Source organism: Streptomyces sp. NPDC048514, from assembly GCF_043199955.1.
Lineage (GTDB): Bacteria > Actinomycetota > Actinomycetes > Streptomycetales > Streptomycetaceae > Streptomyces.
On sequence record NZ_JBICWT010000009.1, the window covers coordinates 312,404 to 337,779 of the forward strand.

Consider the following 25,376-nt stretch of genomic DNA (forward strand, 5'->3'; position numbering starts at 1 on the left):
GAATCAGCCCCCTCGGTTGGCGTGTTCATGGTCGTAAAGGCCCGCTACCTCGTCAAGGGACCGCGCACACCGAGCGACCTGTGCGAATGCGAGACTGACCGGGAACGGCCCGCATCCGGCTCACGCCGGTGGGCCCTCGGTCGGCACGCGAAGACGGCACGGAGGCACGAGGATGGACGAGGCACGGGCGCGGGACGTACTGGCCGCCGCGGGAGTGCTGCCGGGCCCGGCCGGGGCCGCGCGGCTCCTCGCCCTCGGTGAGAACGCGGTGTTCGCCGCCGGTGACCTGGTGGTGAAGGTGGGCCGCGGCGCCGAACTGCTGGAGCGGGCCGGGCGCGAGCTGGACATCGCCGGCTGGCTGGCCGCGGCGGACGTGCCCGCGGTGCGGGCGGCGGAGCCGAGGCCACGGCTGGTCCTGGGACACCCGGTGACCGTGTGGCACCGGCTGCCCGATCCGGTACGGCCGGCCGAGCCACGGGATCTGGCGCTGCTGCTGCGGATCGTGCACGAACTCCCCTCCCCCGGCTTCGCGTTGCCGCCTCGCGAGCTGCTGAGCGGCGTGGAGCGCTGGCTGCGGCTCGCGGGCGACGCGATCGACCCGGCGGACGCGGCATATCTGCGCGCGCGCCGGGACGGATTCGCGGCGGCCGCGGCGGCACTGGCCCCGCGTCTGACGCCCGGGCCGATCCACGGCGACGCGCTGCCCCGCAACGTGCACATCGGCCCGGACGGCCCGGTCCTGGTCGATCTGGAGACCTTCTCCGCCGACCTGCGCGAGCACGACCTGGTGGTCATGGCCCTGTCCCGGGACCGGTACGGGCTGCCGGCCGAGGCGTACGACGCGTTCACCGAGGCGTACGGGTGGGACGTGCGGGAGTGGGAGGGCTGTGCGGTGCTGCGGGGCGCCCGGGAGACGGCCAGCTGTGCGTGGGTGGCTCAGCACGCGCCGGCCAACCCCAAGGCACTTGCCGAGTTCCGCCGGCGGGTGGCGTCCCTGCGCGACGAGGACGCGACGGTGCGCTGGTATCCGTTCTGAAGTGCTGAAGTGCCGAGGTCGTGAGGTGCCGAGGTCGTGAGGTGCCGAGGCCGTGAGGTGCCGAGGCCGTGAGGTGCCGAGGTGCTGAGCCGGTGCCGGCCCGGTCAGACCCGCTCGCCCGCCGGCTCCCGCAGCGGCCACGCCCCGTCCACCACCGCGTCCGTCTCCCCCTTGCGGCGCAGGAAGGCCTGGAAGTCCGCCGCCCAGGCGGCGTACCACTCGATCTGGCAGCGGTGGAGTTCGGCGGCGCCCAGGGACGCGATCTTCGGGTGGCGGCCGGCTATCGCGGCGGCCAGTCGGGCCGCGGCGAGGGCGTCCGCCGTGGCGTCGTGGGCCGCGTCGAGGGCTATTCCGTACTCCGTGCAGACCGCCTCCAGATTCCGCTTGCCGCGGCGGTAGCGGTCGACCCAGCGGTCGACGGTGTAGGGGTCGATCACCGGGGCGGGGTCGCGGCCGCCGAGCCGGTCGGAGAGGGACGGCAGGCCGTATCTGCGCAGTTCCGCGGAGAGCAGGGTGAGGTCGAAGGCCGCGTTGTAGGCGACGACGGGGACGCCCGCCTGCCAGTAGGAGACGAGCACGCCGGCGATGGCGTCGGCCACCTGGTCGGCGGGGCGGCCCTCGGCCGTCGCGCGTTCGTTGCTGATGCCGTGCACCGCGACCGCGTCGGCGGGGATCTCCACGCCCGGATCGGCCAGCCACTCCCGGCGTCCCAACGGCTCACCGGCCCTGACCTCGATCACCGCACCCGTCACGATGCGCGACTCTCGCGGATCGGTCCCGGTCGTCTCCAGGTCGAAGCCGATCAGCAGCTCCCGGTGCCAGCCCATGGGCGGCCCCCCTTCTTGTGGTGCTTTCCCCCAGTGGCTCCACCATCGCACGCGGCACTGACAATCCGGGGAGCACCTTCCGCTTGCCGGTGCGGACGGCTCAGGACACCGGACGCGAATCCGCCCAGGCCAGCTCGAACTCCTCGCGATATGTCGGAAACAGCCCATTGCCGACCACATCGTGCGACTTGACCAGCCGGCTTCCGTTGCGCAGCACCAGCACCGGCGACTCCATCCCCCGCGCCCCGCGCAGATAGGACTGCACCACCGCGATGCCGTCGGCACCGTCACCGTCCACCAGGTAGGCGGTGAAGCGCGGCGTCTCGTCGTACACCTGGATCTCGAAGGCGCCCGGGTCGCGCAGCCGGGACCGCACCCGGCGCATGTGCAGGATGCTCATCTCCACGGACCGGCTCAGTTCGCCCCGCTTCATACCCAGTTCGCGCTCGCGGCGCTTGACCGAGCTGGAGGCCGGGTTCAGGAAGAGCAGCCGCACCCGGCAGCCGGACTCGGCGAGCCGGACCAGCCGGCGCCCGGAGAAGTTCTGCACCAGCAGGTTGAGCCCGATCCCGATGGCGTCGAGGCGACGGGCGCCGTCGAAGATGTCCTCGGCGGGGAACTGGCGCAGCAGCCGCACCCGGTCGGGGTGGACGGCCACGACGTCGGCGTACCGGTCGCCGACCAGGTTCTCGACCGCGTCCACGGGCAGTCGTCGCGCGGAGGGCACGTCACCACCCGCGCCGAGCATCTCCAGCAGCCGCGCCGAGGCGCGCTCGGCCTGGCTCAGCACCGCCTCCGACAGGGCGCGGTTGCGGGAGACGACGTTGCGGGTCACCTCCAGCTCGTCCAGGGCGAGTTCGAGGTCGCGACGCTCGTCGAAGTAGGGCTCGAAGCACGGCCAGTGCTGCACCACCAGCTCACGCAGCTGGGGCAGGGTGAGGAAGCTGACCACGTTGTCGTCCGCCGGGTCGAGCAAGTAGCCCTTGCGGCGGCTGACCTCACGGACGGCGACCGCGCGCTGCACCCACTCCTGCCCGGCGGGCCCGGCAGCGGCCACCACCCATTCGTCGCCGTGGACGGGCTCGTAGATCGGCCGCAGCACGGCGGCCACGACGGCGCGCAACCGCTGCTCGACGAGGTTCAGCCAGATGTAGGCCCGGCCCGCCCGCTGGGCGCGGGTGCGCACCTCACGCCAGTCGCCGGCGTCCCAGTCCAGATCCGGCCCGATGGACCCCGCGTCCATCGGACGCGCCAGGGACACCGCGCCGGGCGGGACGTCTGCGGAGCCCCCCTCGTGACCCTCGTCACCAGGGGGCAGCTCCAGCCCTCCCGAGCCCACCCGTGCACCGCCTTCCGCTCCCCCGGGCCTTCCCCGTCTCAACGATCAAGGAAGGGTACTCCGCGAGCGGGCGGCGATACAGCCGGATGGACAGGTCGGTTTCTCCCGTGCTTTGCTCAACTACGCGGCTCCCAATGGCCGTTCTGCCATGCCAGGTCACTCGGAGTGAGCGGATTCATAGCCGTGACGTCCCGCGGTGCGATGGCGAAGCCCTGCCAGTGCACGGGCATGGGCTGCTGGTCCTCGTCCCGGGCGATGTGGTGGAAGCCGACGTTCATCCAGACCACGGGGTGGGTGAGGGTCTGGCCGCCGACCCACTTGTCGACGGAAGTGGGACGGCCGCGCCCGCACGACGGGTTGTTGCTGGCGAACAGCTCGCACTTGTCGTACTGGGTGACGTACAGGTCGTGCTTGGTGAAGGCGCGGCCGAGGTATTTGGTGGTGGGGCCGGGGACGATCTCGTACGAACGGGCGTGCCCGTCCTTGTTCTTGCCCGTCGCGCTGACCACCCGCCACCAGCGGTAGGTCTTGAGGTCGCCGGCGAGTTCCTTGGTGATCCTGGTGCGCGTGGTCTTCGTCGTCGGGCCCTCCTGCCGGCGGGCGGGCGCGCTGACCGCCGAGTCGTACTGCTCGACCTTGGACCCGGAGGAGCCGTCGAGGCCGAAGTCGAGCCGCCAGAAGACGTTGTGGCTGTGACTGGTGGAGTAGTCCTTGGCCCCCTTGCCGATCGGCCAGCCCCGCCCGTCGCCCGCGTTGTAGTCGCCCCAGGAGAGGCTGCCGGTCGCACCGACGTTCATGTCGACGGTGCCGTCGTCCTGGAAGCGCCACTCGGTGATGTACTCGTACCAGCCCACCTGGTTGACCGTGTAGACGAGGAAGTCCTTGCCCTGGGCCTGGTAGAGCCTGTTCGAGCCGTAGTCCTGCATACGGTAGGCGTGGCCGCGGGAGCGCGTCGTCGTGCACAGGCCCTTGACGTCGGGGTGCGCGGGGTCGAAGGCGTCGGGGACCTTGACGGTCTTGATGGTGCCGCCGGGACACTCGCCGGGCGCCAGGTTCATCAGCCCCTGCGCGAAGTTCTGCCCCGTCAGGTCGTCGTACTCGTGTTTGCCGTCGTCGTAGGGGACGTGGATCTGGCCGAGCCGGGCGCTGTTGAGGACCTTGATCGGCTTGGTCTCGCCCTTGGGCTGGTAGGAGATCTTCTCCAGGACCAGCCCGGCCCTGCCGTCGTAGCGCCAGCACATGCGCCAGGTGGTGCCGGTGGAGAGCTTCTGCTCGATCCGGTAGGCGGCGCTGCAGTCGGCCGCGGCCGCCGCGGTGCTCTTCGGACCGGCCGGTGCCGCGGTGGCCGCCGCGCCGGCGGTCGTGGTGCCGGCGGTCAGCGCGGCCAGGGCCAGTCCGACGGCCGCTCCCCGGCGGGCACGGCTGATGGAGTGTTCGGGCATGACGAGGTGACTCCCTTGCAGGGGTGCAGGTGTGAGAGGACTCCGGTCAGCGGCGGTCGAGCGTGGCGACGCGGTGCGCGCTCAGGTCGACCACCAGCGACATGGTGTCGATCCAGGGCCCGTTCTTGACCTTGGTGAACAGCCGGACGCACCGGTGCACGCCGCACTGGTCGAGGGCTGCGGGCTGGGCGCCCGGAGCGGCCCGGTAGACGCCGCCGCTCAGCAGCAGCTGGTCCGGTGAGGAGAGTTCCCTGCCGGTGGCGTCCTTGTAGTCGGCCTTCAGGCCCGCACCCAGCGGGTCGGCCATCAGAAGGGAGGCCGCCTCGGCGTTCTCGGCATGGCTCGGCGGTGGCTGGACGCCCCGCCGGGAGCCCGTCGTCTCGACCTTCCCTGTGTCCAGGTTGACGGTGCTGATGACGAGGGTGTCGTTGCTGTAGTCGTAGAAGGTCACCTCGGCCCGCCGGGGCGCGCCCGGATCGTCGGCCTCGTCGGCTTCGGGCTCGGCGAGGTCGACGCTCAGGCGCTGCGGTCCGCGGTCACCGTCGACGTCCTCGCCCGAGACCAGCAGCCGCCGGCTCAGGGCGATCTTCTCCACCCGCCGGATCTCGTCGCCGGTCAGCGGGTCGCGGCCGGCTCCCTTCTTCCCCTCGGCGGGCGCCCGCTCGACGACACCGGGGCGTACGCCGTCCGGCCCCTCACCGGCCTGCTGTACGGCTCCCGTACCGCCGCCTCCCGTTCCTCCCGTTTCACCAGCACCCGCCGTCCCCGGCAGGGTGATCGCGACCATCGCGGCGGTCCCCACCGCCGCGAGGGCCGCTCCGGCCATCACTTTTCCCAGATGGCGGTGCACTGTCTCGCGCACGTCTTTCCCCCTACTCCCCCTGGTCCCCGGGAGTATGTGTGCCCCACTGGTTCGGCTCCCGGCGGGTACAAGACCCACCGAGTGCACTGGTCGATGGGTAAGAGGCACGTAAGTCACGGAAGGTTCCGTCACTTTCGGGAGACTCGGTAGTCAACGCGGCCCCAGGGGGGCGGCACACCTGGGAGAGTCGTATCCATGCAGGTCTGGCCTGGAGAGGCGTATCCGCTCGGCGCCACCTATGACGGCGCCGGGACCAACTTCGCGGTCTACACCGAGGCCGCGGACCGAGTAGAGCTGTGTCTGCTGCACGACGACGGCTCGGAAACGGCGGTGGAACTGCGCGAGAGCGACGCGTTCGTCCGGCACGCGTACGTGCCCGGCGTGATGCCGGGACAGCGGTACGGATTCCGGATGCACGGTCCGTACGACCCCGGACGCGGGCTGCGCTGCAATTCGGCGAAGCTGCTTCTCGACCCCTACGCGAAGGCGGTCAGCGGGGCTGTGCGGTGGGGCGAGGAGGTGTACGGCTACCACTTCGGCGCCCCGGACCGGCGCAACGACCTGGACTCGGCGCCGCACACCATGACCTCCGTGGTGATCAATCCGTACTTCGACTGGGGCGACGACCGGCCCCCGCGCACCGAGTACCACCACACGGTGATCTACGAGGCCCACGTCAAGGGCCTGACCATGCGCCACCCGGGACTGCCGGAGGAGCTGCGCGGCACCTACGCGGCGCTCGCCCACCCGGCGATCATCGAACACCTGACCGGGCTCGGGGTGACGGCGCTCGAACTGATGCCGGTCCACCAGTTCGTGAACGACCACCGGCTCGTCGACATGGGCCTGAACAACTACTGGGGCTACAACACGATCGGCTTCTTCGCCCCGCACAACGCGTACGCCTCCTGGGGCGACCGCGGCCAGCAGGTGCTGGAGTTCAAGTCGGCGGTCCGGGCGCTGCACGAGGCCGGGATCGAGGTCATCCTGGACGTCGTCTACAACCACACGGCCGAGGGCAACCATCTGGGCCCGACGCTGTCCTTCAAGGGCATCGACAATCCGTCGTACTACCGGCTGACGGAAGACCCGCGCTACTACATGGACACCACGGGCACCGGGAACTCGCTGCTCATGCGGTCCCCGCACGTGCTCCAACTGATCATGGACTCGCTGCGGTACTGGGTCACCGAGATGCATGTCGACGGCTTCCGCTTCGACCTCGCGGCGACACTCGCCCGGCAGTTCCACGAGGTGGACCGGTTGTCGTCGTTCTTCGACCTGGTGCAGCAGGATCCGGTGGTCTCCCAGGTGAAGCTGATCGCCGAGCCGTGGGACGTCGGCGAGGGCGGCTACCAGGTGGGCAACTTCCCGCCGTTGTGGACCGAGTGGAACGGCAAGTACCGCGACACGGTCCGCGATCTGTGGCGGGGCGAGCCGCGCGCGCTCGCGGAGTTCGCGGGGCGGCTCACCGGCTCCTCGGACCTCTACCAGGACGACGGGCGCCGCCCGCTGGCCTCGATCAACTTCGTCACCTGCCACGACGGGTTCACCCTGCACGACCTCGTCTCGTACAACGACAAGCACAACGAGGCCAACGGCGAGGACAACCGGGACGGCGAGGGCCACAACCGGTCCTGGAACTGCGGGGTGGAGGGCGCGACCGACGACCCGGAGGTACTGGGGCTGCGCGCCCGCCAGATGCGGAACTTCATCGCCACGCTGATGCTCTCCCAGGGCGTGCCGATGGTCAGCCACGGCGACGAGTTCGCCCGCACCCAGGACGGCAACAACAACGCCTACTGCCAGGACAACGAGCTGTCCTGGGTGCGGTGGCCCGACGAGGACGGGGACGGGGACGGGGACGGGGACCTGCTGGAGTTCACGCGCGCGATGGTGTGGCTGCGCAGGGACCATCCGGTCCTCCGGCGGCGCCGCTTCTTCCACGGCCGTCCGGTGGAGGGCACCCACGACGAGCTGTCCGACATCGCCTGGTTCACTCCGGAGGGCGCCGAGATGACGCAGCAGGACTGGGATTCCGCGCCGGCGTCCGCGCTGACGGTGTTCCTGAACGGCAACGCCATCTCCGAGCCGGGCCCGCGCGGGGAGCGGATCACCGACGACTCCTTCCTGCTGATGTTCAACGCCTCCCCCGAGCCGCTGGACTTCTCCGTACCCGTCGACCACGGCCGGCAGTGGCAGGTCGTGGTCGACACCGCCCGCCCGGACGGCGTACCGCCCGGCACCGGGCCGAAGGTCGACGCGGGCGACCGGCTGCCGCTGCCGGCCCGCAGCCTGACGGTGCTGCAGCGGCCGGCGTAGGGGGGAAGCGGGGCGGGGCCGCGGCGCCGCCCCGCCCCCGGAGCGGGCTTGTCGTGTCCGTGCCCGGCCCGTGATTGCGCAGGGGGGCGCATGCGTGGCCCGGGCGTGATTGCGCCGGGAGGGGCGCATGCGTCGCCCGGGCGTGATTGCGCCGGGAGGGGACGCGTATGCGTGGCCCTGGCCGGGATTCCGCCGGGACGCGGCGCGCATGCGTGGGTCCGTGCGGGTGTGGGTGACACGAATGACGGCAGCCGGGGTACGTAGGTCTTCATGACTCCTGCGCGATCCGGACCGATGGTGCCCACGGCCACCTATCGGCTACAGCTCCAGCCCGCGTTCCCGTTCGCCGCCGCCGCGGCGGCCGTGCCGTATCTGGCGTCGCTCGGCATCTCGCACGTACACCTCTCCCCCGTCCTGGAGGCCGTCCCGGGCTCCACGCACGGCTACGACGTGGTGGACCACGCGCGCGTGCGCGAGGAACTCGGCGGCGAGGAGGGACTGCGCGCTCTGGCGCGGACCGCGCGGGAGCACGGCCTCGGCCTGGTGGTGGACATCGTGCCGAACCACATGGCCATGGCCCCCCGGCACAACCACGCCCTGTGGGAGGTGCTGCGCGAGGGGCCCGAGTCGCCGTACGCACGCTGGTTCGACATCGACTGGAAGGCGCAGGGCGGGCGGGTGCTGCTGCCCGTGCTCGGCGGCCCGGTCGGGTCGCAGCTGGAGCATCTCGTGGTCGACGGCGACGTGCTGCGCCATCACGAGCACGCCTTCCCGCTGCGGGCCGGCACCGAGCACCTGCCGCTCCCCGAGCTGCTGGACGCGCAGTGGTACCGCCCCGTGTGGTGGCGGCTGGCCCGCACCGAGCTGAACTACCGCCGCTTCTTCAGCATCTCCGAGCTGATCGGGGTGCGCGTGGAGGACCCGGAGGTCTTCGACGCCACCCACGCCAAGATTCTCCAGCTGCTCGCGGAGGGCGTGGTCGACGGACTGCGGATCGACCATCCCGACGGGCTCGCCGACCCCGACGGCTACCTTGCGCGCCTGGACCGGGCCACCGGCGGCCGCTGGACGGTGGTGGAGAAGATCCTCGCCGACGGCGAGCACCTGCCGGCCTCCTGGCCGGTCGCCGGCACCACCGGCTACGACGCCCTGCGGCACGTCGACGGCCTGTTCACGGACCGCACCGGGGCCTACGAGCTGCTGGGCCGCTACCGGGCGTTCGCGGCACCGCAGACGGACCGCGGCGGCAACTGGGAGGCCACGGCGCGCCGGGCGGCGTACAAGGTGCTCACGCACGAGCTGGCCACCGAGACCGAGCGGCTCACCCGGGTGGCCGTGCGGCTGTGCGCCGCCTCGCCGGACCTCTCGCTGCACGACCGGGCGCCGTGGGCGCTGCGCACGGCCCTGGAGGAACTGCTGGTCCGGATGCCGGTCTACCGGCCCTACACCTCCGGCGACGCCTCCGCCGTCGTCACCGAGGAGGCCGCCCAGGAGGCCCGGCTGGCCTTCGTGGTGGCCGCGGAGGCCGAAGCCGTCGACATCGTGCGCCGGCTGCTGGTCGAGCCGCCGGGCGACCCGTCGGCACCGGACCACGCCGACCGGGTGGAGTTCCGCGCCCGGTTCGCGCAGACCGCGTCGGCGTTGCGCGCCAAGTCGGTCGAGGACACGGCGTTCTACCGGTACGTGCCGCTGCTGTCCACGACCGAGGTGGGCGGCGATCCGGGAGGTCCCGGCGTGTCGCCCGAGGACTTCCACGCGTACTGCGCGCGCGTGCAGCGCGACTGGCCGGCCACCGGCACGGTCGTGACCACGCACGACACCAAGCGCAGCGCCGACGTCCGCGCGGCGCTGGCCGTCCTCACCGAGTGCGCCGGACACTGGGCGGAGTTGCTCGCCGAGGTGAGCCGGCCCGAGGAGGGGGTGCCCGACGGGCAGCTGGCCTGGGCGGCCTGGCAGACGGTGTTCGGGCTCGGCCCGGCGGAGGAGGAGCGGGTCCGTGAGGCGCTCCTGAAGCACGTGCGCGAGGCGGGCATGTACACCAGCTGGACGGAGCAGGAGCCGCCGTACGAGGAGGCGGTGACGGCGTTCGTCGGCGCGGGGCCCTGCGGCCCGCCCGGCCAGCGCGTGGCCGCGTTCCGCAAGGCGCTGGAGCCGCACATCCGGGCCAACGTCCTCGGCACCGCCCTGGTCCATCTGACGATGCCGGGAGTGCCGGACGTGTACCAGGGCACGGAGGGTGAGTACCGGGCGCTGGTGGACCCGGACAACCGGCGGCCGGTGTCGTTCCCGCCCGAAGTGCCCGGCGAGAAGGACGCCCTGACGGCGGCGGCGCTGCGGCTGCGCGCCCGGCGCCCCGACGCCTTCGGCACGGCCGCCACGTACGCGCCGGTGTCCGCGGAGGGCCCGGCGGCGGAGCACTGCCTGGCGTTCGCGCGCTCGGGCGAGGTGGTCACCGCGGTCACCCGGCTCTCGCTGCGGCTCGCGGAGGGAGGCGGCTGGCGGGAGACACGGTTGCCGCTGCCCCCCGGGCGGTGGGCGGACGTCCTCACTCCGGGCCGGGAGTTCACCGGCCACGCGCTGATGGCGGACCTCTTCGACCGGCTGCCGGTGGTGTTGCTGGAGCGAATCACGGAGGCCTGACGGACCGCAGCGGTCCGGCGGAACCGTGGCGGGGCCGGAACCGCGGCGGCCCGGCTCCCAGGACCGCCACGGCTAGGGGGCCGCACGGCTCAGGGGGCCGCACGGCGCAGGGGCCGGGGCCCTGGTCGGCCCGTGGTCCTCGTACCCCCCGGAGGGGCCGGGAGAGGGCCAGGTGGCGCGCAGGAGGTCCACGAAGGCCTGAGCGGCACCGGTGGGCGCGGCACGCGCGTAGACGGTCAGAGGGCGCTTCCAGGCGGTCTCCGGGGTGAGGATCACGCAGTCCTCGCCCACGGCCCCCCGCACGACGTGGGCCGACGCGACGCACACGCCGACGCCGGCGGCCGCCATTCGCACGGCCGTCGAGGTATGTTCGGTCCACATGGCGGTCCGCGGGGTGAAACCCGCCTGCCCGCACGCGTGGTCGAGGAAGCGCTCGCCGTGGACGACGGGTTCCATGGCGCAGCGGATCCAGGCGCGGTCGGCGAGTTCGGACAGCGTCACCGTCGTACGCCCCGCGAGACGGTCGTCGAACGGCACGACGAGGACGATCTCCTCCTCCCCCACGGGCATGACGGCGCCGGGCCGGCCGGCGGGCTCGGGGCCGACGGCGAGGTCTGCGGTGCCGCGCTGCACGGCTCCCTCCAGCGCCTCGGCGGTGGCGTACTCGCGCAGGCGCAGCAGGACGCGGGGGTGGGCGGCGCGCCAGCGGGCGAAGACGTCGGGCAGGACGCCGACCGCGATCGAGTGCAGGGCCGCGACATGCAGTTCACCGCCCTCCGCGCCGGCCGTGGCCCGGGCCGCGCGGCGGGCCTGCGCGGCGCTGCGGACGGCGAGTTCCGCGTGCGGCAGGAAGGCACGGCCCATGGCTGTGAGGCGCACACCACGCGGCAGGCGCTCCAGCAGGGCGCCGCCGACCGACTTCTCCAGCGCCTTGATCTGGTGGGAGAGCGCGGGCTGGGTGACGTGCAGGGCGTCCGCCGCACGCGTGAAGGACGACTCGTCGACGACCGTCACGAAGTACTCCATCTGCCGCAGGCTCAACTCCGCTTCCCCTCCCATGAAGATCGTGCATGACTTCCACAACAACATTGCCTTGGACTCATGACAAGGAGTGGACGGAGGGTGGATGCCATGACCATCGACACATCGGCCGTCAGGACATCGACGGTCAACCCATCGTCCGTCAACACGTCCACAGTCAATGCCTCCTCCGTCAACACGTCACCCGTCAACGCGTCCTCCGTCGACACGTCCTCCGCCGGCGCGCCGGACGTCGTCGTGATCGGGGGTGGCACGGGTGGGTACAGCACCGCCCTGCGCGCCGCCGCCCTCGGCCTGGACGTCGTCCTCGTCGAGCGCGACAAGGTCGGCGGGACCTGTCTGCACCGCGGCTGCATCCCGAGCAAGGCGCTGCTGCACGCCGCCGAACTGGTCGACGGGATCACCGAGGCCCGGGAACGCTGGGGTGTGAAGGCCACGCTGGACTCCGTCGACTGGTCGGCGCTGGTGGCCACACGTGACGACATCGTGGCGCGCAACCACCAGGGCGTGGAGGCGCATCTGGCGCACGCGGGCGTACGGGTCGTGCGGGGCAGCGCACGGCTGACGGGGCCACGCACGGTCCGCGTGGAGGCCACGGGCCGCATCGAGGCCACGGGGCGCGTGGAGGGTATGGGACGGGTGGAGGGCACGCGTGCGGATTTCGTGCCCGGCGTGCATGATCTCACCGCGCGCCGTGGGATCGTCCTCGCGACCGGTTCGCGCCCCCGCACGCTCCCCGGGCTCGCGCCGGACGGACGGCGCGTGGTGACGAGTGACGACGCCCTGTTCGCACCGGGGCTGCCGGCGTCCGTCCTGGTTCTGGGCGGCGGCGCGATCGGCGTGGAGTACGCCTCCTTCCACCGGTCCATGGGCGCGGAGGTCACCCTGGTAGAGGCCGCGGACCGGATCGTGCCGTCGGAGGACGCCGATGTGAGCCGCTATCTGACGCGAGGCCTGAGGAAGCGCGGGATCGACGTCCTGGCGGGCGCGCGGCTGCTGGACGCGACGGTGCTGGAGAACGGCGTACGAGCCCGCGTGCGCACCGCGCGGGATGAGACCCGGACGGTGGAGGCGGAGCGGCTGCTGGTGGCCGTCGGCAGGACCCCGGTCACCGACGGCCTGGACCTGGCGGCGGCCGGGCTGGCGGCGGACGAGCGGGGATTCGTCGTACCGGCGGACTGGGCGCGGCTGGAGACGGCCGTGCCGGGGATCCATGTCGTCGGCGACCTGCTGCCACCGCCCTCGCCGGGCCTGGCGCACGCGTCGTTCGCCGAGGGCCTGCTCGTGGCGGAGACGCTGGCCGGCCGGGTGTCGGCGCCGGTCGACCACCGGGCGGTGCCGCGGGTCACGTACTCCTCGCCGCAGACCGCCGCCGTGGGGTTGAGCGAGGCGGAGGCACGCGCGCGTGGGCACGAGGTCGACGTCAACGCGATGCCGCTGACGGCGGTCGCCAAGGGGATGGTGCACGGCCTGGGCGGACTGGTGAAGGTCGTCACCGAGGCCGGTGGCGGGCAGGTGCTGGGCGTGCACCTGGTGGGGCCGAACGTGTCGGAGATGATCGCCGAGAGCCAGTTGATCGTCGGCTGGGACGCCGAACCGGCGGACGTGGCCCGGCACGTGCACGCGCACCCAACGCTCTCGGAGGCGGTGGGCGAGGTGTTCCTGACGCTCGCGGGACGCGGCCTGCACCAGCGGTGAACCCGTGGATCGCAGGGGCCGGCGGGCCGTCGGTCCACTGCGTCCAGGCGCCCCGGGTAACGGTGCTCCGCCTGCTTGACAGTTGACCCCTCCCGTGCGGGACTTGGAGAGCGAAGCCGGGCGGAAACGAGTCGGGGGTGAGTCTCCTGCCGGAGCTGCGCTACCCCAGCGTTTCCGAACTGGTCGCCTTCGCAAGCGCGTTGGCGGTTCAGGAGGCCGGTCTGTGTACGCTGCGGCAGGTGGGCAGCTCCCGCGCGGGAAGACCCCTGCACCTGCTGTCGGTGGGGCACGCCGCACGGGCGGTGCTGGTGGTCGCGGGCGCACACGCGAACGAACCGGCGGGCGGCTCCACCCTGCGGGTGCTGGCGGAACGAGTGCTCGCGGAACGTGAGTTGCGGACCGGCGTCTCGTGGCACTTCCTGCTGTGCGCCGACCCGGACGGGGCGAGCCTGCACGTGACTCCGGCGCCGCGCAGTCTGTTCGACTACCACCTGAATTTCTACCGGCCGACGGGCGCGGAGCAGCCGGAGTGGTCGCCGTCGGTGCTGCCGCCGGACCGGCTGCCGCCCGAGACCCGGGCCCTGACCGGGGTGATCGACGAGTTGCGCCCCTATCTGCAGGTGACGCTGCACGGCACTGATCTGGGCGGCAGCTGGGTGCAGTTGACGCGGGACGTGCCGGGCCTGGCCGAGCCGTTCGCCAAGTCGGCCGCACAGCTGCACATTCCGGTCGAGGCGGGCGCCTCGGACGCCGCCGGCTGGCCGGCCTCCGGTCCCGGAGTGCACGTGATGCCGGGCCCGGAGTCCGGTGTCGCCTACCCGAGCATGCCGGACGACGCGCGGCACAGCACCTGGTACCACGCGCACCGGTACGGGGGCCTGACGGCGGTGGTGGAGGTGCCGATGTGGGCGAGCGACCTGGTGGACGATCCGGCGCCGCATCCGGCACCGGAGGCGGCGATGCGGCGCCTGGCCCAGCGGCTGCTGCGGGACTCGCTGGAGGTGGAGGGGATCCTCGCCGAGGCGCTGCCCCGGCTGGACGGCGCCGACGGGCCGCTGCTGCGGGCCGCGCGCTGGGCACTGGAACTGATACCGGGCCTCGCCGAGGACTGGGTCCGCATGCCTCCGGCCGGCACGACGATGGCGTACGTCGGCAGTGTGGACGCCTTCGGGCGACGGCTGCCGCTGCGGGCGGCGGCGATGCTCCTCAGGGTGCTGCGGGAGGTGGACGACGGCGCCGCGCCGCGGCTGGAGCAGCTGGTCGCCACCTGGTGCGATGCCTTCGCCGCGCGTTTCAGGGCCCGCTGGGTGCCCGTCGAGCACCAGGTGGAGCACCAGTCCCGGACGGTGCTGGTGGCGGCGCACCAGGCCCGGGAGCGGATGCCGTGAGGCCGGGCGTCGCCGCCCGCGCACCACCCACCACCCACCGCCAGTCGCCCACCACCCACCGCCAGTCGCCACCCCCACCGCCACCGCCCGGCGTCCACCGCGCACTTCCCCGGCGCCAGTGCCAGTGCCAGTGCAGTGCAGTGCAGTGCCACCAGCGTTGATGCCGGTGCCGGTGCCGCGGTGCTCAGCCGTCGAGGGCGAACACCGACCCGGTCCGCGCGTTCATGACGCACTGGCTGGCGTAGGTCTCCTGGAAACGGACCGGCCGCCCGTTCCACTGACCGCGCGCGCGGGCGGTGACCGGCGCCCAGATCATCGGGCAGAAGACGCCCTTGGCCTGGATGCGGCTGACGTCACCGTCGGTGCCGGCCAGTTCGGTGCACGCCTCGGCCGCCCGCGTGTGCCCCTGAGGGGGGTTGCACAGCAGCAGGGTGCCGCGTGTGTCACCGGACCGGGCGTCGCCCTTGGTGACCGTCAGGTAGAGCCAGTTGCCGGGGAAGGTGTCGCGTGCTTCCGCCCGGGCCGGGCCCGCGGCGAGGAGGCCGGCGGCCGCCAGCAGGACGCCGGCCGCCGCTGTCGCTCTGGTGATGTAGGTCATGGCGGTTGCATCGGCACGGCGGGCCCGGTTCCGCAGCCCGGCTCACCCGATCGGAAGGGTACGCGGGCTTGATGGGGCACCAGTTCGAGCGCGAACGGCGGCAGGACGCACCCATGGCTGCCGGCTCACACCCGGCCGTGCCGACCTGCGCCGGGCTGTCCGAGGAACTGCACGCCCCGCCGGCCGGTCAGCTCGTGGCCAGCCGGAAGGCCATCCTGCCGAAGGTGACCTGGTCGCCCTCGCGGACGGCGACGGCGCCGATGACCCGGCGGCCGTTGACGGTGGTGCCGTTGGTGGAGCCGAGGTCCGTGAGCACCCACAGGCCGCCGCGGCGGCTGAGTTCGGCGTGTGCACGGGAGACCGTCTCGTGGTTCAGCCGCAGCCCGCTGGCGGGGTCGCGGCCGATGCGCAGCCGCTGCGTGCGCTCGGGGTGCGGCAGCAGCAGTTTGGGCAAGCGCTCGGCCTGCCAGGCCCGGCGCAGCCGTACGGTGAAACCGGAGACGGCCTCGACGGTGCCGAGGACGGCACGGGAGAGACGGTTCTCCCGGGGCAGGTCGGCGACGAGCGCGGCGAGCTCGTCGGAGCGGCGCGCGGCGAGTGCCAGCTCCATCCGGCGCACGAAGGTGTCGTGCGAGAGCCGGCCCAGGGCGACGCCGTCACGCAGTACCTGCAGCGCCTTGTCCCGCTCCGCGTCGGACAGCCGCGCGGGGTAAGTGGAGAACTCGAAGGACGACGTCACGCACGTGATTGTCGGGCAGTCAGGCCCGAGTGTCCAGAAAACGCGGAATCGGCGCCGGTGTGCGCGTACTTCCGCGACACCCGGGGGGAAAGACCGCATTCGGAAGCGGATCGATCGCATGGGCGGCACGATGGGGACGCGGGACATCACGGTGAACAGACGAAGGGGAACCGTCCGTGCAGTTCGAGGTGTGGGCACCGCAGGCGGATCGAGTGACGCTCCATTGCGAGGGGACCACGCGCGCGCTGGCGCGCGATCCCGGGCGCGACGGCTGGTGGACGGGGGCGGCGGAGGCGGCGGACGGGGCCCGTTACGGGTTCGCGCTGGACGACGGTCCGGTGCTGCCCGACCCGCGTTCGCGCCGCCAGCCGGACGGCCCCGACGGCCTGAGCGCGGTCGTGGACCACGACCGGTACAGGTGGCGGACGGAGTGGGCCGGGCGCGGGCTGCCGGGTGCGGTCCTCTACGAGCTGCACGTGGGCACGTACACGCGTGAGGGCACCCTGGACGCGGCGGCCGGGCGGCTTGAGCATCTGGTGGAACTGGGCGTCACACACGTGGAGTTGATGCCGCTCTGCCCGTTCCCGGGGCGGCACGGCTGGGGGTACGAGGGGGTGTCGTTGTGGGCGGTGCACGAGCCGTACGGCGGCCCCGAGGCACTGAAGCGGTTCGTCGACCGGGCGCACGAACTGGGTCTGGGGGTCGTGCTGGACGTCGTGCACAACCACCTGGGCCCCTCCGGTAACTATCTGCCGATGTTCGGGCCGTACTTCACGGACACCCACCACACGCCGTGGGGCTCGGCCGTGAACCTGGACGCGGCGGGCTCGGACGAGGTCCGCGCGTTCCTCACCGGCAACGCGCTCGCGTGGCTCCGGGACTACCGGATCGACGGGCTGCGCCTGGACGCGGTGCACGCCCTGTACGACACGCGCGCGTGCCACTTCCTGGAGAAGCTTTCGGCGGCCGTGGACGGCTTCGCCGATGAGGTGGCGCGGCCACTGTTCCTGATCGCCGAGTCCGACCTGAACAACCCGCGGTTCATCACCCCGCGCGCGCAGAACGGCATCGGGTTACACGCCCAGTGGAACGACGACTTCCATCATGCCCTGCACACCGCGCTGACCGGGGAGTCCCAGGGCTACTACGCCGACTTCGCGCGTGCGCCGTTCGCCGCGCTCGCCAAGACGCTGACCGGGGGCTACTTCCACGACGGCACGTACTCGAGCTTCCGCGGCCGGCACCACGGCCGTCCGCTGGACCGCGCCCGGGTGGCCGGGCACCGGCTGCTCGGCTACAGCCAGACCCACGACCAGGTGGGCAACCGCGCCCAGGGCGACCGGCTCTCCGCCCACCTCTCCCCCGGTCTGCTGGCCTGCGTGGCGACGCTGACGCTGACGGCGCCGTTCACGCCGATGCTGTTCATGGGTGAGGAGTGGGCCGCGGGCACCCCGTGGCAGTTCTTCACCGACCACACCGACCCCGAGCTGGCCGAGGCGGTTCGGCGGGGCCGGCGGCGGGAGTTCGCGGAACACGGCTGGGCGGAGGAGGAGGTACCGGATCCGCAGGACCCGGCGACCCGGGAGCGGTCCTGCCTGGACTGGGCTGAGCCGGAACGCGAGCCGCACGCGCGCGTACTGGACTGGTACCGGCGGCTGATCGCGCTGCGCCACGAGCAGCCCGACCTGACCGATCCCGATCTCGCCGACACGAAGGTGGCGTACGACGAGCAGGCCCGCTGGCTGGCCTTCCGGCGCGGGGACGTACGGGTGGCGGTGAATCTGGGCAAGGAGCCGGCGGCGATCCCGCTGGGCACCGGCCGGACGCGTGTCGTCGCCGCGTGGGAGCCGGTCGAGGCACCGGGCCCGGACGGGCTGCTGCAGGTCCCCGGGGAGTCGTGCGTGGTACTGGTCGGACCCTGACGAGGGCCCGGCCCCTGGTGCGCGCGAGTCAGGCCGTGGCGGGTCCCGGACCCTGGTGCGCGCGCTGCCCGGCGGGGCCATATCGGTCCTCCGCCGGGCGTGCGCCCGCGCGGGCCGGGGCCGAGCCCGGGCGAGGGCCAGGGCCAGGGCCAGGGCCAGGGCCACAGCAGGCTCCGTGCGGCCGCGGGGCCGGAGCCGGGCCCGGGCCAGGGCCCGAGTCAGGGCCAGGACCCGAGTCAGGGCCAGGACCCGAGTCAGGGCCAGGACCCGAGTCAGGGCAGGCTGTCACGGCTCCGGCTCTTCGTCCTTGAAGTCGGTCACCCGCTCCAGCAGGATCGGCTCCCAGGCCCGCCCCAGCCGGACGCGCAGGAGGGCCGCGTCGCCGGACGCGCGGCCTGCGAGGTGCTCGCCGAGGCGCAGGACGGTGTCGCAGCGGGCGAGCCACAGGCCGCGCAGGCAGGGCCGGGCTCCGTAGCCGGCCAGGGTGGCGGCGCGGACGGCCGCCGGGGAGCCGACGGACAGGGCGAGTCCGGCGATGTCCTCGGCGGGGTCGCCGAGGACCGCCTCGGTCCAGTCCAGGATGCCGCGGACCCGCCCGTCCGCGCTGACCACCACGTGCTCGCCGGTCAGCCCGTGGTGGGTGAGGACGGCGGCGCCGGGCTGCGCGGCGAGCTGGGCCGCACCGGGCGGGGTGAGCTGGTGGAGCCGGGCGGCGTCGAACTCGTCGGCTGCCGCGAGCCGTTCGGCAGCGTGCACGGCCATCCGGCGCAGTGCCTCCAGAGAACGCGGGGCGCCCCCGGGCACACCGATCGACTCCGCCTGGCGTACGGGTACGGCGCGCAGTCCGGTGAGCAGTCCGGCGAGGTCGGCCTCGCCGACGGCGGAGACGTCGTGCCGCTCGGCCGTGCCCCCGGGCACCAGGGCGTCGAGGGTGTAGGCGAGGCCGGGGGCCCAGTCGCCGTGCGCGACGCTGGTGGGGACGGCGACGGGCAGGTGCGGGCGGACCAGGGCGCGCAGCCGCAGTTCCCGGCGGCGGCGGACGGAGGCCTCGCGGTCGGGCGCGAGGCGCAGCACATGGCGGGTACCGACCCACCAGGTGTGCCCGTGGCCCTCCCGGACGGGCCGCACGTCGGGCCCGCCGGTGCCGTCGGGGCCCGTCTCGAGCAGCGAGCGGACCAGTCTGCGCACGGTGTCCGCAGTGGGTGTCGGTGCCTGGGTCATGGTCGCGCGTGTGCCGTTCCGGGTGTCGTCGAGGATGGGTCTCCCGGGCCTGTCGGTCGGCCCGTCGGTCGGTTCCGTCGGCAGGCCCGTCGGCCGACCTGTCAGTCCACTATGACCATTTCGCGGGTGGTGTCGTTGAGACGGCGCCCGCCGTCCCCGGTGACCGTGACGATGTCCTCGATGCGCACCCCGAACCGGCCGGGCAGGTAGATGCCGGGCTCCACGGAGAAGCACATCCCGGGCACGAGCGGCTGTTCCTCGCCCTCGATCATGTACGGCGGCTCGTGCGTGGTGACGCCGATGCCGTGCCCGGTGCGGTGGATGAAGTACTCGCCGTAACCCGCGTCGGTGATCACCGCGCGCGCGGCGCGGTCGACCTCCTGACAGGCCACGCCCGGCCGGACGGCCCGGAAGCCGGCCTCCTGGGCGGCGCGCACGATGTCGTGGACCCGGCGCTCCTCCTCGGTGGGCTCGCCGACGTGGACGGTGCGGGTGGTGTCGGAGCCGTAGCCGTCCTTCAGACCGCCGAAGTCGAGGACGACCATGTCGCCCTGCCGGATGACCCGGTCGCCGACCTCGTGGTGCGGATTGGCGCCGTTGGGCCCGGAGCCGACGATGGTGAAGTCGACCTGGGAGTGGCCGAACCTGCGCAGCAGGCCGGCGAGGTCGCGGCCGACGTCGGATTCGCGGCGGCCGGCGAAGGGAACCTTCCGGATCTCCTCGAACGTCGCGTCCGCGGCCGCCCCCGCGGCTGCCAGCAGCTCCAGCTCGGCCGTGTCCTTCACCGCGCGCAGCATGGGCAGGGCGTCGGTGAGGGCGGCGTACGCGGTGTCCGGCAGGGCCCGCTGGAGGCCGAGCAGATGCATCGCCCAGGTGTTGTCGCTGATGCCGAACCGGCCGCGGCCGTCGAGGAGGGCGGCGGTGACGGCGTAGGGGTCCTTGCCGTCGGTCCAGTCGCGCAGGGTCAGCGCGCCGGCGCCGGTCGCCTTCTCGGCGTCCGGTGCCTCCAGGGTGGGCACGACGAGCACGGGGTCGTGGCCGGGGGTGAGAACGAGGACGGTGAGCCGTTCGGTGACGGCGGTGGGCGTGTAGCCGGTCAGCCAGACCATGTCAGGTCCCGGCGCCACGAGCAGCCCCGCGAGCCCGGCGCCGGCGGCCGAACGCGCGGCACGGTCCATACGGGCCCTGTAGTCGGCGGCGGTGAAGGGCGCGGGCGTACTACCGGTCATCCGGGCCTCCGGGCGCGGCTGGGGAAACGAGGAGAGGGGGGCGACGTCCCGGCGGCATCCTGCCCGCCCGGACGGAACGACGCGAAACGGTCGCGGCGGGCGAGGGGTCCCAGGGCCGCGGGTCCGGGGCCGGCGGCCGGCGGCGGCCGGCCCGGGATCGCCGGCCGGAGGGCCGGAGTGCCGGCGCTCCGGAGGCCGTGGGGAAAGGGACTCGCCATGGGGTCATCATGGCGCGCGGGGCGCCCGGTCACCAGCGGATTCGAGGGCGGCCGGACCGCCCTCAGATCAGCACCCCCGGGATCACCGCCAACTGCTGGTAGCCCCCGCTGCTGTGACGCACGGTGAGGAGCACGCCCTTGCCGGGGCGGGCGCGGGCGACCGCTCGGACGAGGCCGGCGGCGTCGTCGACGCGTGTCGTGCCGAACTGCAGCAGGACGTCCCCGCGGACCAGGCCTGCGGTGTAGCCCGGTCCGGGCACGTGCACGCCGATCACCAGCGCGCCCGCCTTGTCGGCGTCGGTGGCCTCCACGCCCAGCGTCGCCACGGACCGGTCGAGGGCCGGGCCCGGGCCGGCGGTGCGCGCGGCCTTGGCCGAGGGGGCGTGCGGCGGAGCGTGACGTTGCAGCTCGGCGAGCCTGCTCATGCCGATCACGGTGGCACCCACGGTGCCGACTCCGACGCCGGCGAGCATCAGCACGGTGCCGGCGAGCAGGCCCAGCAGCAGGGTCCGCAGCCGCCGGGCGCGCCGGGGGGCGGCGTGTGGACGGTGGGCAGCTCCGGGGGTGCCGCCGTCCCGGCGGTCCTGGCCGGGCATGGGCTTGGGACGCAACGCAGTCTGTTCCATGGTTCGCTCGCCTCCGGCTGATGCTCTACCCGGGGCGCGGGGCCGCGACGAGACACGAACGAGTGAGACTGACCGAAGGGCCACCGAGGGTACTCATAGCCGTCGAGGGACGGCCGGGGGTGGGGAACCGGGCGGGGGGCCGGGGCCGGGCGGGGGCCGGGGCCGGGCGGGCTTGGGCGTGAGACTCACCGGGGGGTCAGCAGTCGGCCGATCGTGTGTGCCGCCGCTCCCTGGGGGTTCCCGCCGTGGAGGAGTTCCGTGCGGTGGACGACGCGTGGTGCGGTGAGCGGGACGGCGACCGTGCCGGGCAGCCCCGTGGCGGTCGAGCGGGGCAGCAGCACGAGGCCGTGACCGGCGGCCGCGAGAATGGTGAGGGCGTGCAGGTCGGTGCCTTCGTAACGCAGGCCGGGACGGAAGGCGCCGCCACCCGCCGCGGCACGCAACTGCGCGAGCGGGAGGGCCGCGTCGGGCGCGTCGAGCCAGCGGGCGTCCGCGAGGTCGCCGAGGCGCAGGCCGGTGCGCCCGGCGAGGGGGTGCCCTGCGGGCAGCAGGACGCTCACGGGTTCCTCCGCGACGCCGTGCGTGGTCAGCGGCGCCACGTCGGGCAGCCGCAGCGGATCGCTGGGCGCGGCGAGCCCGTCGACGAGAGCGAGGTCGGTGGTTCCGGCGGCGACGGCGGCCGGGATCTCCTCGCGGGGCAGGACGCGCAGGGTGAGACCGAACGGCGGGAGGGCGGCGAGGGCGGCCGGGCCGAGCGCGGTCGGCGTCGTGGCGAGGGTGAGGCCGTGGGTGGGTGCGGCGGCCATCCGGACGATGTCGGCGCGGGCCGCGTCCAGGCGCAGCAGCAGCGGGCCCGCGTGCTCCAGGAGCCGCTCGCCCGCGGGCGTGGGCACGACGGGCCGCCGGGTCAGCAGGGGTGCGCCCAGGTCCTGTTCCAGCCCGGCGATGTGCTGGGAGACGGCGGACTGGGTGTAGCCCAGCTCGCGAGCGGCCGCCGAGAACGAGGCGAGGCGCGCCACGGTGACGTAGGTGCGCAGCAGATGCGGATCCATGGGCCCAGCATCGCAGCCCCATCGGGGATGCTTATCGGATGTGCAGAAATCATCGTTGGACGTGATCGAGGCGGCCGCCGGAGGATGGCGGTCGTGAAGAACACCGCCACCATCGCCCTCGTGGGCGACCGCTCCCCCAACGTCGTCTCGCACACCCGCGTGCCACTCCTCCTGGACGCCCTGGCCGAACGCGACCGGCTGGTCCTGGACGCGTACTGGATCCCCTCCCGGGACGCCGAAGCCGACGGCGCCGTGCGGGGGTTCGACGCCGTGTGGGTGCTGCCGGGCAGCCCGTACCGCAGCGAGGCGGGTGTCCTCGCCGCCGTACGCACCGCCCGCGAGGAGCGGGTTCCCTTCCTCGGCACGTGCGGCGGTTTCCAGCACGCGCTGCTGGAGTACGCCCGGAACGTGTGCGGACTGGCCGGGGCCGCCCACGCCGAGAACGACCCCGGCGCCGAGGACCTGCTGATCGAACCGCTCGCCTGCTCCCTGGTGGGCCACGAGGGTGCGGTGACCATCGAGCCGGGTTCGCTCGCCGAGTCCGTCATCGGCTCGGCGCGCACGGTCGAACGGTACTTCTGCGCGTACGGCCCCTCGCGCCACCTCGGCACCCTGCGCGCGCACGGCCTGCGGTTCTCGGGTCACGACGAGCACGGCGAGGTCCGGGTCGCCGAACTGCCCGGCCACCCGTTCTTCCTGGCCACGCTGTTCCAGCCGGAGCTGTTCGGCGACGGATCGGTTCCGCACCCGGTGGTCCGGGCGCTGGCGCGGGCGGCCGTCGACCATGCGGCGGGCACAGCCGCCGGCCACGCCGAGGGCGCGGCCGTCGGCCACGCGGCACCGGTGCGCAGGCCGGCCTGACGCCGGTCAGCCGACGAGCTGTACGGGCGGTGCCGGCGCGCGGTCGGGCAGGAAGCGGTGGGCCCGGCGGCCCAGCCACTCGGCCTTGTAGCGGTCGACCTCGCGGTGCCAGTTGAGAATGCCGGCCAGCCAGTTCTGCAGGTCGAGGACATAGCCGTCCATCGCCGCGCGCCCCTCCCCGGACAGCGCGAAGTCCTCGTACAGCACCGGCAGTTCGTGTGCGATCACGTGCTCGAACTGCTGCATGCGCTGGTTCATCAGGTCGGTGACCACACCGAGCGCGGCCGGATAGTCCGCGCCGAAGAAGTTCTGCACGACCAGGACGGCGTTGTGGATCTCGCCCTCGTACTCGATCTCCTTCTGGTACGAGAAGATGTCGTTGAGGAGACAGGCGTAGTCGATGGCGGCGTTCTCCAGGGAGCGCACCGGGCCGCTGCGGTACACCTCCGGCGGCACCGCGGGGCCGCGGCCCATCCGGCACAGGCTCAGCGTGAGGTCGGAGCCGAAGGTGGAACGCCGCATCTCCAGGTAGTCGACGGGGTCGGGGATGCGGTTCTGCAGCTGGTTGGACAGCTCCCACACCCAGCTCTCGGTCATCTTGTCCACGGCCTCTTTGAAGGTGCGCCGCTGATCGGCCGTCATCCCGGCCGTGGTGCGCACCCAGAGATCGATCAGCGACCGTTCCATGGCATTGGCCGGCACGAGGGCCGCCTCGCCCTCGATGGGCATGCAGGCCGACAGCCGGGCGGTGGTCAGGCGCGCGGCGGCCAGGTCCCGGCGGTGGCCGTAGACGAGCGGGTAGTAGTCGTCGCCGTAGGTGCCGAAGGCGAGCCACTGGGCGCTGAGGTCGAGCGCCTCGGGGGTGGCGTCCGGGTCCAGGCCGGCGGAGCACAGCGCGAGGTCGTATGCGGCGAGCTTGTCCTCGTCCCAGACGCCCTCCTCGAGAATGCCGACCTCGTGCGTCCAGGCGAGGAGGTTGCGGCGGGCGCTGTCGAGGTGGGGACTCAGCTCCAGCCGGAACGGCATGCGGAACGCGGGCAGCAGCGAGGGGCCGACCTTCTGGTAGGGCACGTGGGAGTAGGCGCGCAGCCGTTCCCGTGCCGCGGAGGCGAGGAGCGCGCAGACGCCGGCGGCCGAGCCGCCGGGGCCGCTCGGGATCTGCCACGGCGAAGCGGCGCGGGCGCCCTTGTTCATGTAGCGGCTGGAGCGCATGTGCCACTCGTGGCCGCCGGACTGCCAGTCCTGGAGTCCCTTGGTGTAGGCGGCGACCGCGGCGGTCTCGTGCGGGGCGAGGCCCTGTTCCAGGGCGGCGGCCGGGACTTCGGTGAGGGCGGTGTGCTCGAACTGGTGCAGGCGTGAGGTGAGGATGTCGTTGACGGTGTCGGCGGCCTCCTGCGTGGTGCAGCCGAAGAACTTCTCCAGGACGAGCACGCCGTTGCTGTTCTCGCCCTCGTCCTCGACCTCGCGCTGGTAGGAGAACAGGTCGTTGCGCAGGTGGACGGCGTCGGAGAACGTCTCCATCAGCACGCGCAGCGGCCGGGTGCCCGCGACGCGCGCGGGCACCTCGGCGGTCGCGTACTCCACCAGACCGGCCGACCAGGGGGCGCCGCCGACCTTGCGGCGCATCTCGATGTATTCGACGGGGTTGGCGATCCGCCCCTCGTTGATGTTGGACAGCTCCCACATCGACTCGTTGAGCAGGTGCTCGGTGGCCACGGAGAAGCGGCGGCGCCAGTCCGTGGACATCGACGGCACCGTGCGCGCCCAGAGGTCCTTCAGGCCCGCCTCCACCGGATTCTCCGGCTCGGGTACCGCGGCCGAGGGGTCTAGCGGCATGAACAGCGGCAGGCGGTCCAGGTGCGCCTTTCCGGCGGCACGGTCCGGCGTGCGCTTGAACATGTCGAGGAAGTGGTCGTCGAAGAAGAACACCCACACGTACCAGTCGGTGACGAGCGAGAGGGCGGCCCCGTCGCAGTCGGGGTGGGTGTAGGCGCACAGGAGTCCGTAGTCGTGCGCCTCCAGGTCGGCCTGCTCCCAGATCCCGGAGCCTTCCAGCATGCCCATCTCACGTGCCCACTGCGTCGAGTGCGCGCGGGCCTCGTCGAGGTGCGGGTTGAGCCGCGCGGGGTACGGCATGTAGAAGTGCGGGAGTTCGAACGGCTGCGTCATGGCTGGGGCCCTACCCGGGCGCCCCAACCCCCATCCGCCGCCCCGGACATGATCACACCATCGCGTGAACTGCCCGGGAAACCCCGAACTTCCGCGCGTTTCCGTGGTGTTCGCCCCCGTCGCGTCCGTACCGGCGGGTCGACCGG

Annotated in this window: 19 protein-coding genes; 7 read left to right on the top strand and 12 right to left on the bottom strand. The window is 73.1% G+C overall.

Features of this window, described 5'->3' with window-relative positions; translation table 11 throughout:
• Window positions 1-172 precede the first annotated feature (172 nt).
• On the top strand, window positions 173-1,036 hold the full coding sequence (locus ACGFT2_RS21665; protein ID WP_393280651.1) for a phosphotransferase: 864 nt from the start codon (window positions 173-175) through the stop codon (window positions 1,034-1,036).
• A 104-nt stretch (window positions 1,037-1,140) separates the two neighbouring features.
• On the opposite strand, the gene ACGFT2_RS21670 is transcribed toward ACGFT2_RS21665, so the two are convergent.
• The 4 genes from ACGFT2_RS21670 to ACGFT2_RS21685 all read right to left on the bottom strand — a co-directional run bounded on the left by ACGFT2_RS21670 (window position 1,141) and on the right by ACGFT2_RS21685 (window position 5,506).
• Window positions 1,141-1,863, bottom strand: coding sequence for a 3'-5' exonuclease (locus ACGFT2_RS21670; RefSeq protein ID WP_393280654.1), 723 nt, complete (start codon window positions 1,861-1,863; stop codon window positions 1,141-1,143).
• A 100-nt stretch (window positions 1,864-1,963) separates the two neighbouring features.
• Entirely contained in the window at window positions 1,964-3,202 is a 1,239-nt protein-coding gene (locus ACGFT2_RS21675) for an SAV2148 family HEPN domain-containing protein (RefSeq protein WP_393280657.1), read from the bottom strand.
• Window positions 3,203-3,318: 116 nt separating this feature from the next.
• A complete protein-coding gene (locus tag ACGFT2_RS21680; protein WP_393280660.1) occupies window positions 3,319-4,644 on the bottom strand; it encodes a copper amine oxidase in 1,326 nt (441 codons plus the stop codon).
• Between the two features lie 46 nt (window positions 4,645-4,690).
• Window positions 4,691-5,506, bottom strand: a complete 816-nt coding sequence (locus tag ACGFT2_RS21685) for a Tat pathway signal sequence domain protein (RefSeq protein WP_393280662.1) — start codon at window positions 5,504-5,506, stop codon at window positions 4,691-4,693.
• 195 nt (window positions 5,507-5,701) lie between these two features.
• Here ACGFT2_RS21685 and glgX point away from each other — a divergent pair, with 195 nt between their 5' ends.
• The gene (gene glgX / locus ACGFT2_RS21690) at window positions 5,702-7,828 is read left to right on the top strand and encodes a glycogen debranching protein GlgX (RefSeq protein ID WP_393280665.1); all 2,127 of its coding nucleotides are present in this window, start codon (window positions 5,702-5,704) and stop codon (window positions 7,826-7,828) included.
• 270 nt (window positions 7,829-8,098) lie between these two features.
• Window positions 8,099-10,468: a malto-oligosyltrehalose synthase gene (treY, locus tag ACGFT2_RS21695; RefSeq protein WP_393280667.1), complete on the top strand. Its 2,370-nt coding sequence runs from the start codon at window positions 8,099-8,101 to the stop codon at window positions 10,466-10,468.
• A 72-nt stretch (window positions 10,469-10,540) separates the two neighbouring features.
• Here treY and ACGFT2_RS21700 read toward each other — a convergent pair whose 3' ends face one another.
• Window positions 10,541-11,509, bottom strand: a complete 969-nt coding sequence (locus ACGFT2_RS21700; protein ID WP_393280985.1) for a LysR family transcriptional regulator — start codon at window positions 11,507-11,509, stop codon at window positions 10,541-10,543.
• Window positions 11,510-11,599: 90 nt separating this feature from the next.
• Here ACGFT2_RS21700 and lpdA point away from each other — a divergent pair, with 90 nt between their 5' ends.
• Together lpdA and ACGFT2_RS21710 are read left to right on the top strand one after the other, a co-directional pair.
• Window positions 11,600-13,207 carry a dihydrolipoyl dehydrogenase gene (gene lpdA, locus ACGFT2_RS21705; RefSeq protein ID WP_393280669.1) on the top strand — a complete coding sequence of 536 codons (1,608 nt, stop codon included), beginning with the start codon at window positions 11,600-11,602 and terminating at the stop codon, window positions 13,205-13,207.
• A gap of 137 nt (window positions 13,208-13,344) precedes the next feature.
• Window positions 13,345-14,595, top strand: coding sequence for a M14 family zinc carboxypeptidase (locus ACGFT2_RS21710; protein ID WP_393280672.1), 1,251 nt, complete (start codon window positions 13,345-13,347; stop codon window positions 14,593-14,595).
• A gap of 184 nt (window positions 14,596-14,779) precedes the next feature.
• Here the strand turns inward: ACGFT2_RS21710 and ACGFT2_RS21715 are convergent, their stop codons facing one another.
• Together ACGFT2_RS21715 and ACGFT2_RS21720 are read right to left on the bottom strand one after the other, a co-directional pair.
• Window positions 14,780-15,193, bottom strand: a complete 414-nt coding sequence (locus ACGFT2_RS21715) for an SSI family serine proteinase inhibitor (RefSeq protein ID WP_393280675.1) — start codon at window positions 15,191-15,193, stop codon at window positions 14,780-14,782.
• A 187-nt stretch (window positions 15,194-15,380) separates the two neighbouring features.
• Window positions 15,381-15,932 carry an FHA domain-containing protein gene (locus ACGFT2_RS21720; RefSeq protein ID WP_393280677.1) on the bottom strand — a complete coding sequence of 184 codons (552 nt, stop codon included), beginning with the start codon at window positions 15,930-15,932 and terminating at the stop codon, window positions 15,381-15,383.
• A gap of 176 nt (window positions 15,933-16,108) precedes the next feature.
• Here ACGFT2_RS21720 and treZ point away from each other — a divergent pair, with 176 nt between their 5' ends.
• Entirely contained in the window at window positions 16,109-17,854 is a 1,746-nt protein-coding gene (gene treZ / locus ACGFT2_RS21725; RefSeq protein WP_393280680.1) for a malto-oligosyltrehalose trehalohydrolase, read from the top strand.
• Window positions 17,855-18,139: 285 nt separating this feature from the next.
• Here the strand turns inward: treZ and ACGFT2_RS21730 are convergent, their stop codons facing one another.
• From ACGFT2_RS21730 to ACGFT2_RS21745, 4 genes are all read right to left on the bottom strand, one after another.
• Window positions 18,140-19,075 (bottom strand): phosphotransferase family protein, encoded by a 936-nt coding sequence (locus ACGFT2_RS21730; protein WP_393280682.1) that lies wholly within the window; start codon window positions 19,073-19,075, stop codon window positions 18,140-18,142.
• A gap of 101 nt (window positions 19,076-19,176) precedes the next feature.
• A complete protein-coding gene (locus tag ACGFT2_RS21735; RefSeq protein ID WP_393280684.1) occupies window positions 19,177-20,304 on the bottom strand; it encodes a M24 family metallopeptidase in 1,128 nt (375 codons plus the stop codon).
• Between the two features lie 280 nt (window positions 20,305-20,584).
• Window positions 20,585-21,148 (bottom strand): PDZ domain-containing protein, encoded by a 564-nt coding sequence (locus tag ACGFT2_RS21740; protein WP_393280687.1) that lies wholly within the window; start codon window positions 21,146-21,148, stop codon window positions 20,585-20,587.
• A 185-nt stretch (window positions 21,149-21,333) separates the two neighbouring features.
• Window positions 21,334-22,200, bottom strand: coding sequence for a LysR family transcriptional regulator (locus tag ACGFT2_RS21745; protein ID WP_393280689.1), 867 nt, complete (start codon window positions 22,198-22,200; stop codon window positions 21,334-21,336).
• Window positions 22,201-22,293: 93 nt separating this feature from the next.
• Here ACGFT2_RS21745 and ACGFT2_RS21750 point away from each other — a divergent pair, with 93 nt between their 5' ends.
• Window positions 22,294-23,061, top strand: coding sequence for a hypothetical protein (locus tag ACGFT2_RS21750; protein WP_393280692.1), 768 nt, complete (start codon window positions 22,294-22,296; stop codon window positions 23,059-23,061).
• 6 nt (window positions 23,062-23,067) lie between these two features.
• Here ACGFT2_RS21750 and cyc2 read toward each other — a convergent pair whose 3' ends face one another.
• Complete coding sequence (gene cyc2, locus ACGFT2_RS21755; RefSeq protein ID WP_393280695.1) at window positions 23,068-25,230, bottom strand: germacradienol/geosmin synthase Cyc2; 2,163 nt, start codon at window positions 25,228-25,230, stop codon at window positions 23,068-23,070.
• Between the last annotated feature and the right edge of the window lie 146 nt (window positions 25,231-25,376).

What these genes read in the sequence shown, in the direction of transcription:
- ACGFT2_RS21665 (WP_393280651.1), top strand. Translation starts at nt 173, where the DNA reads ATGGACGAGGCACGGGCGCGGGACGTACTGGCCGCCGCGGGAGTGCTG.
- ACGFT2_RS21670 (WP_393280654.1), bottom strand. Translation starts at nt 1,863, where the DNA reads ATGGGCTGGCACCGGGAGCTGCTGATCGGCTTCGACCTGGAGACGACC.
- ACGFT2_RS21680 (WP_393280660.1), bottom strand. Translation starts at nt 4,644, where the DNA reads ATGCCCGAACACTCCATCAGCCGTGCCCGCCGGGGAGCGGCCGTCGGA.
- glgX (WP_393280665.1), top strand. Translation starts at nt 5,702, where the DNA reads ATGCAGGTCTGGCCTGGAGAGGCGTATCCGCTCGGCGCCACCTATGAC.
- treY (WP_393280667.1), top strand. Translation starts at nt 8,099, where the DNA reads ATGACTCCTGCGCGATCCGGACCGATGGTGCCCACGGCCACCTATCGG.
- lpdA (WP_393280669.1), top strand. Translation starts at nt 11,600, where the DNA reads ATGACCATCGACACATCGGCCGTCAGGACATCGACGGTCAACCCATCG.
- ACGFT2_RS21715 (WP_393280675.1), bottom strand. Translation starts at nt 15,193, where the DNA reads ATGACCTACATCACCAGAGCGACAGCGGCGGCCGGCGTCCTGCTGGCG.
- ACGFT2_RS21730 (WP_393280682.1), bottom strand. Translation starts at nt 19,075, where the DNA reads ATGACCCAGGCACCGACACCCACTGCGGACACCGTGCGCAGACTGGTC.
- ACGFT2_RS21735 (WP_393280684.1), bottom strand. Translation starts at nt 20,304, where the DNA reads ATGACCGGTAGTACGCCCGCGCCCTTCACCGCCGCCGACTACAGGGCC.
- ACGFT2_RS21740 (WP_393280687.1), bottom strand. Translation starts at nt 21,148, where the DNA reads ATGGAACAGACTGCGTTGCGTCCCAAGCCCATGCCCGGCCAGGACCGC.
- ACGFT2_RS21745 (WP_393280689.1), bottom strand. Translation starts at nt 22,200, where the DNA reads ATGGATCCGCATCTGCTGCGCACCTACGTCACCGTGGCGCGCCTCGCC.
- cyc2 (WP_393280695.1), bottom strand. Translation starts at nt 25,230, where the DNA reads ATGACGCAGCCGTTCGAACTCCCGCACTTCTACATGCCGTACCCCGCG.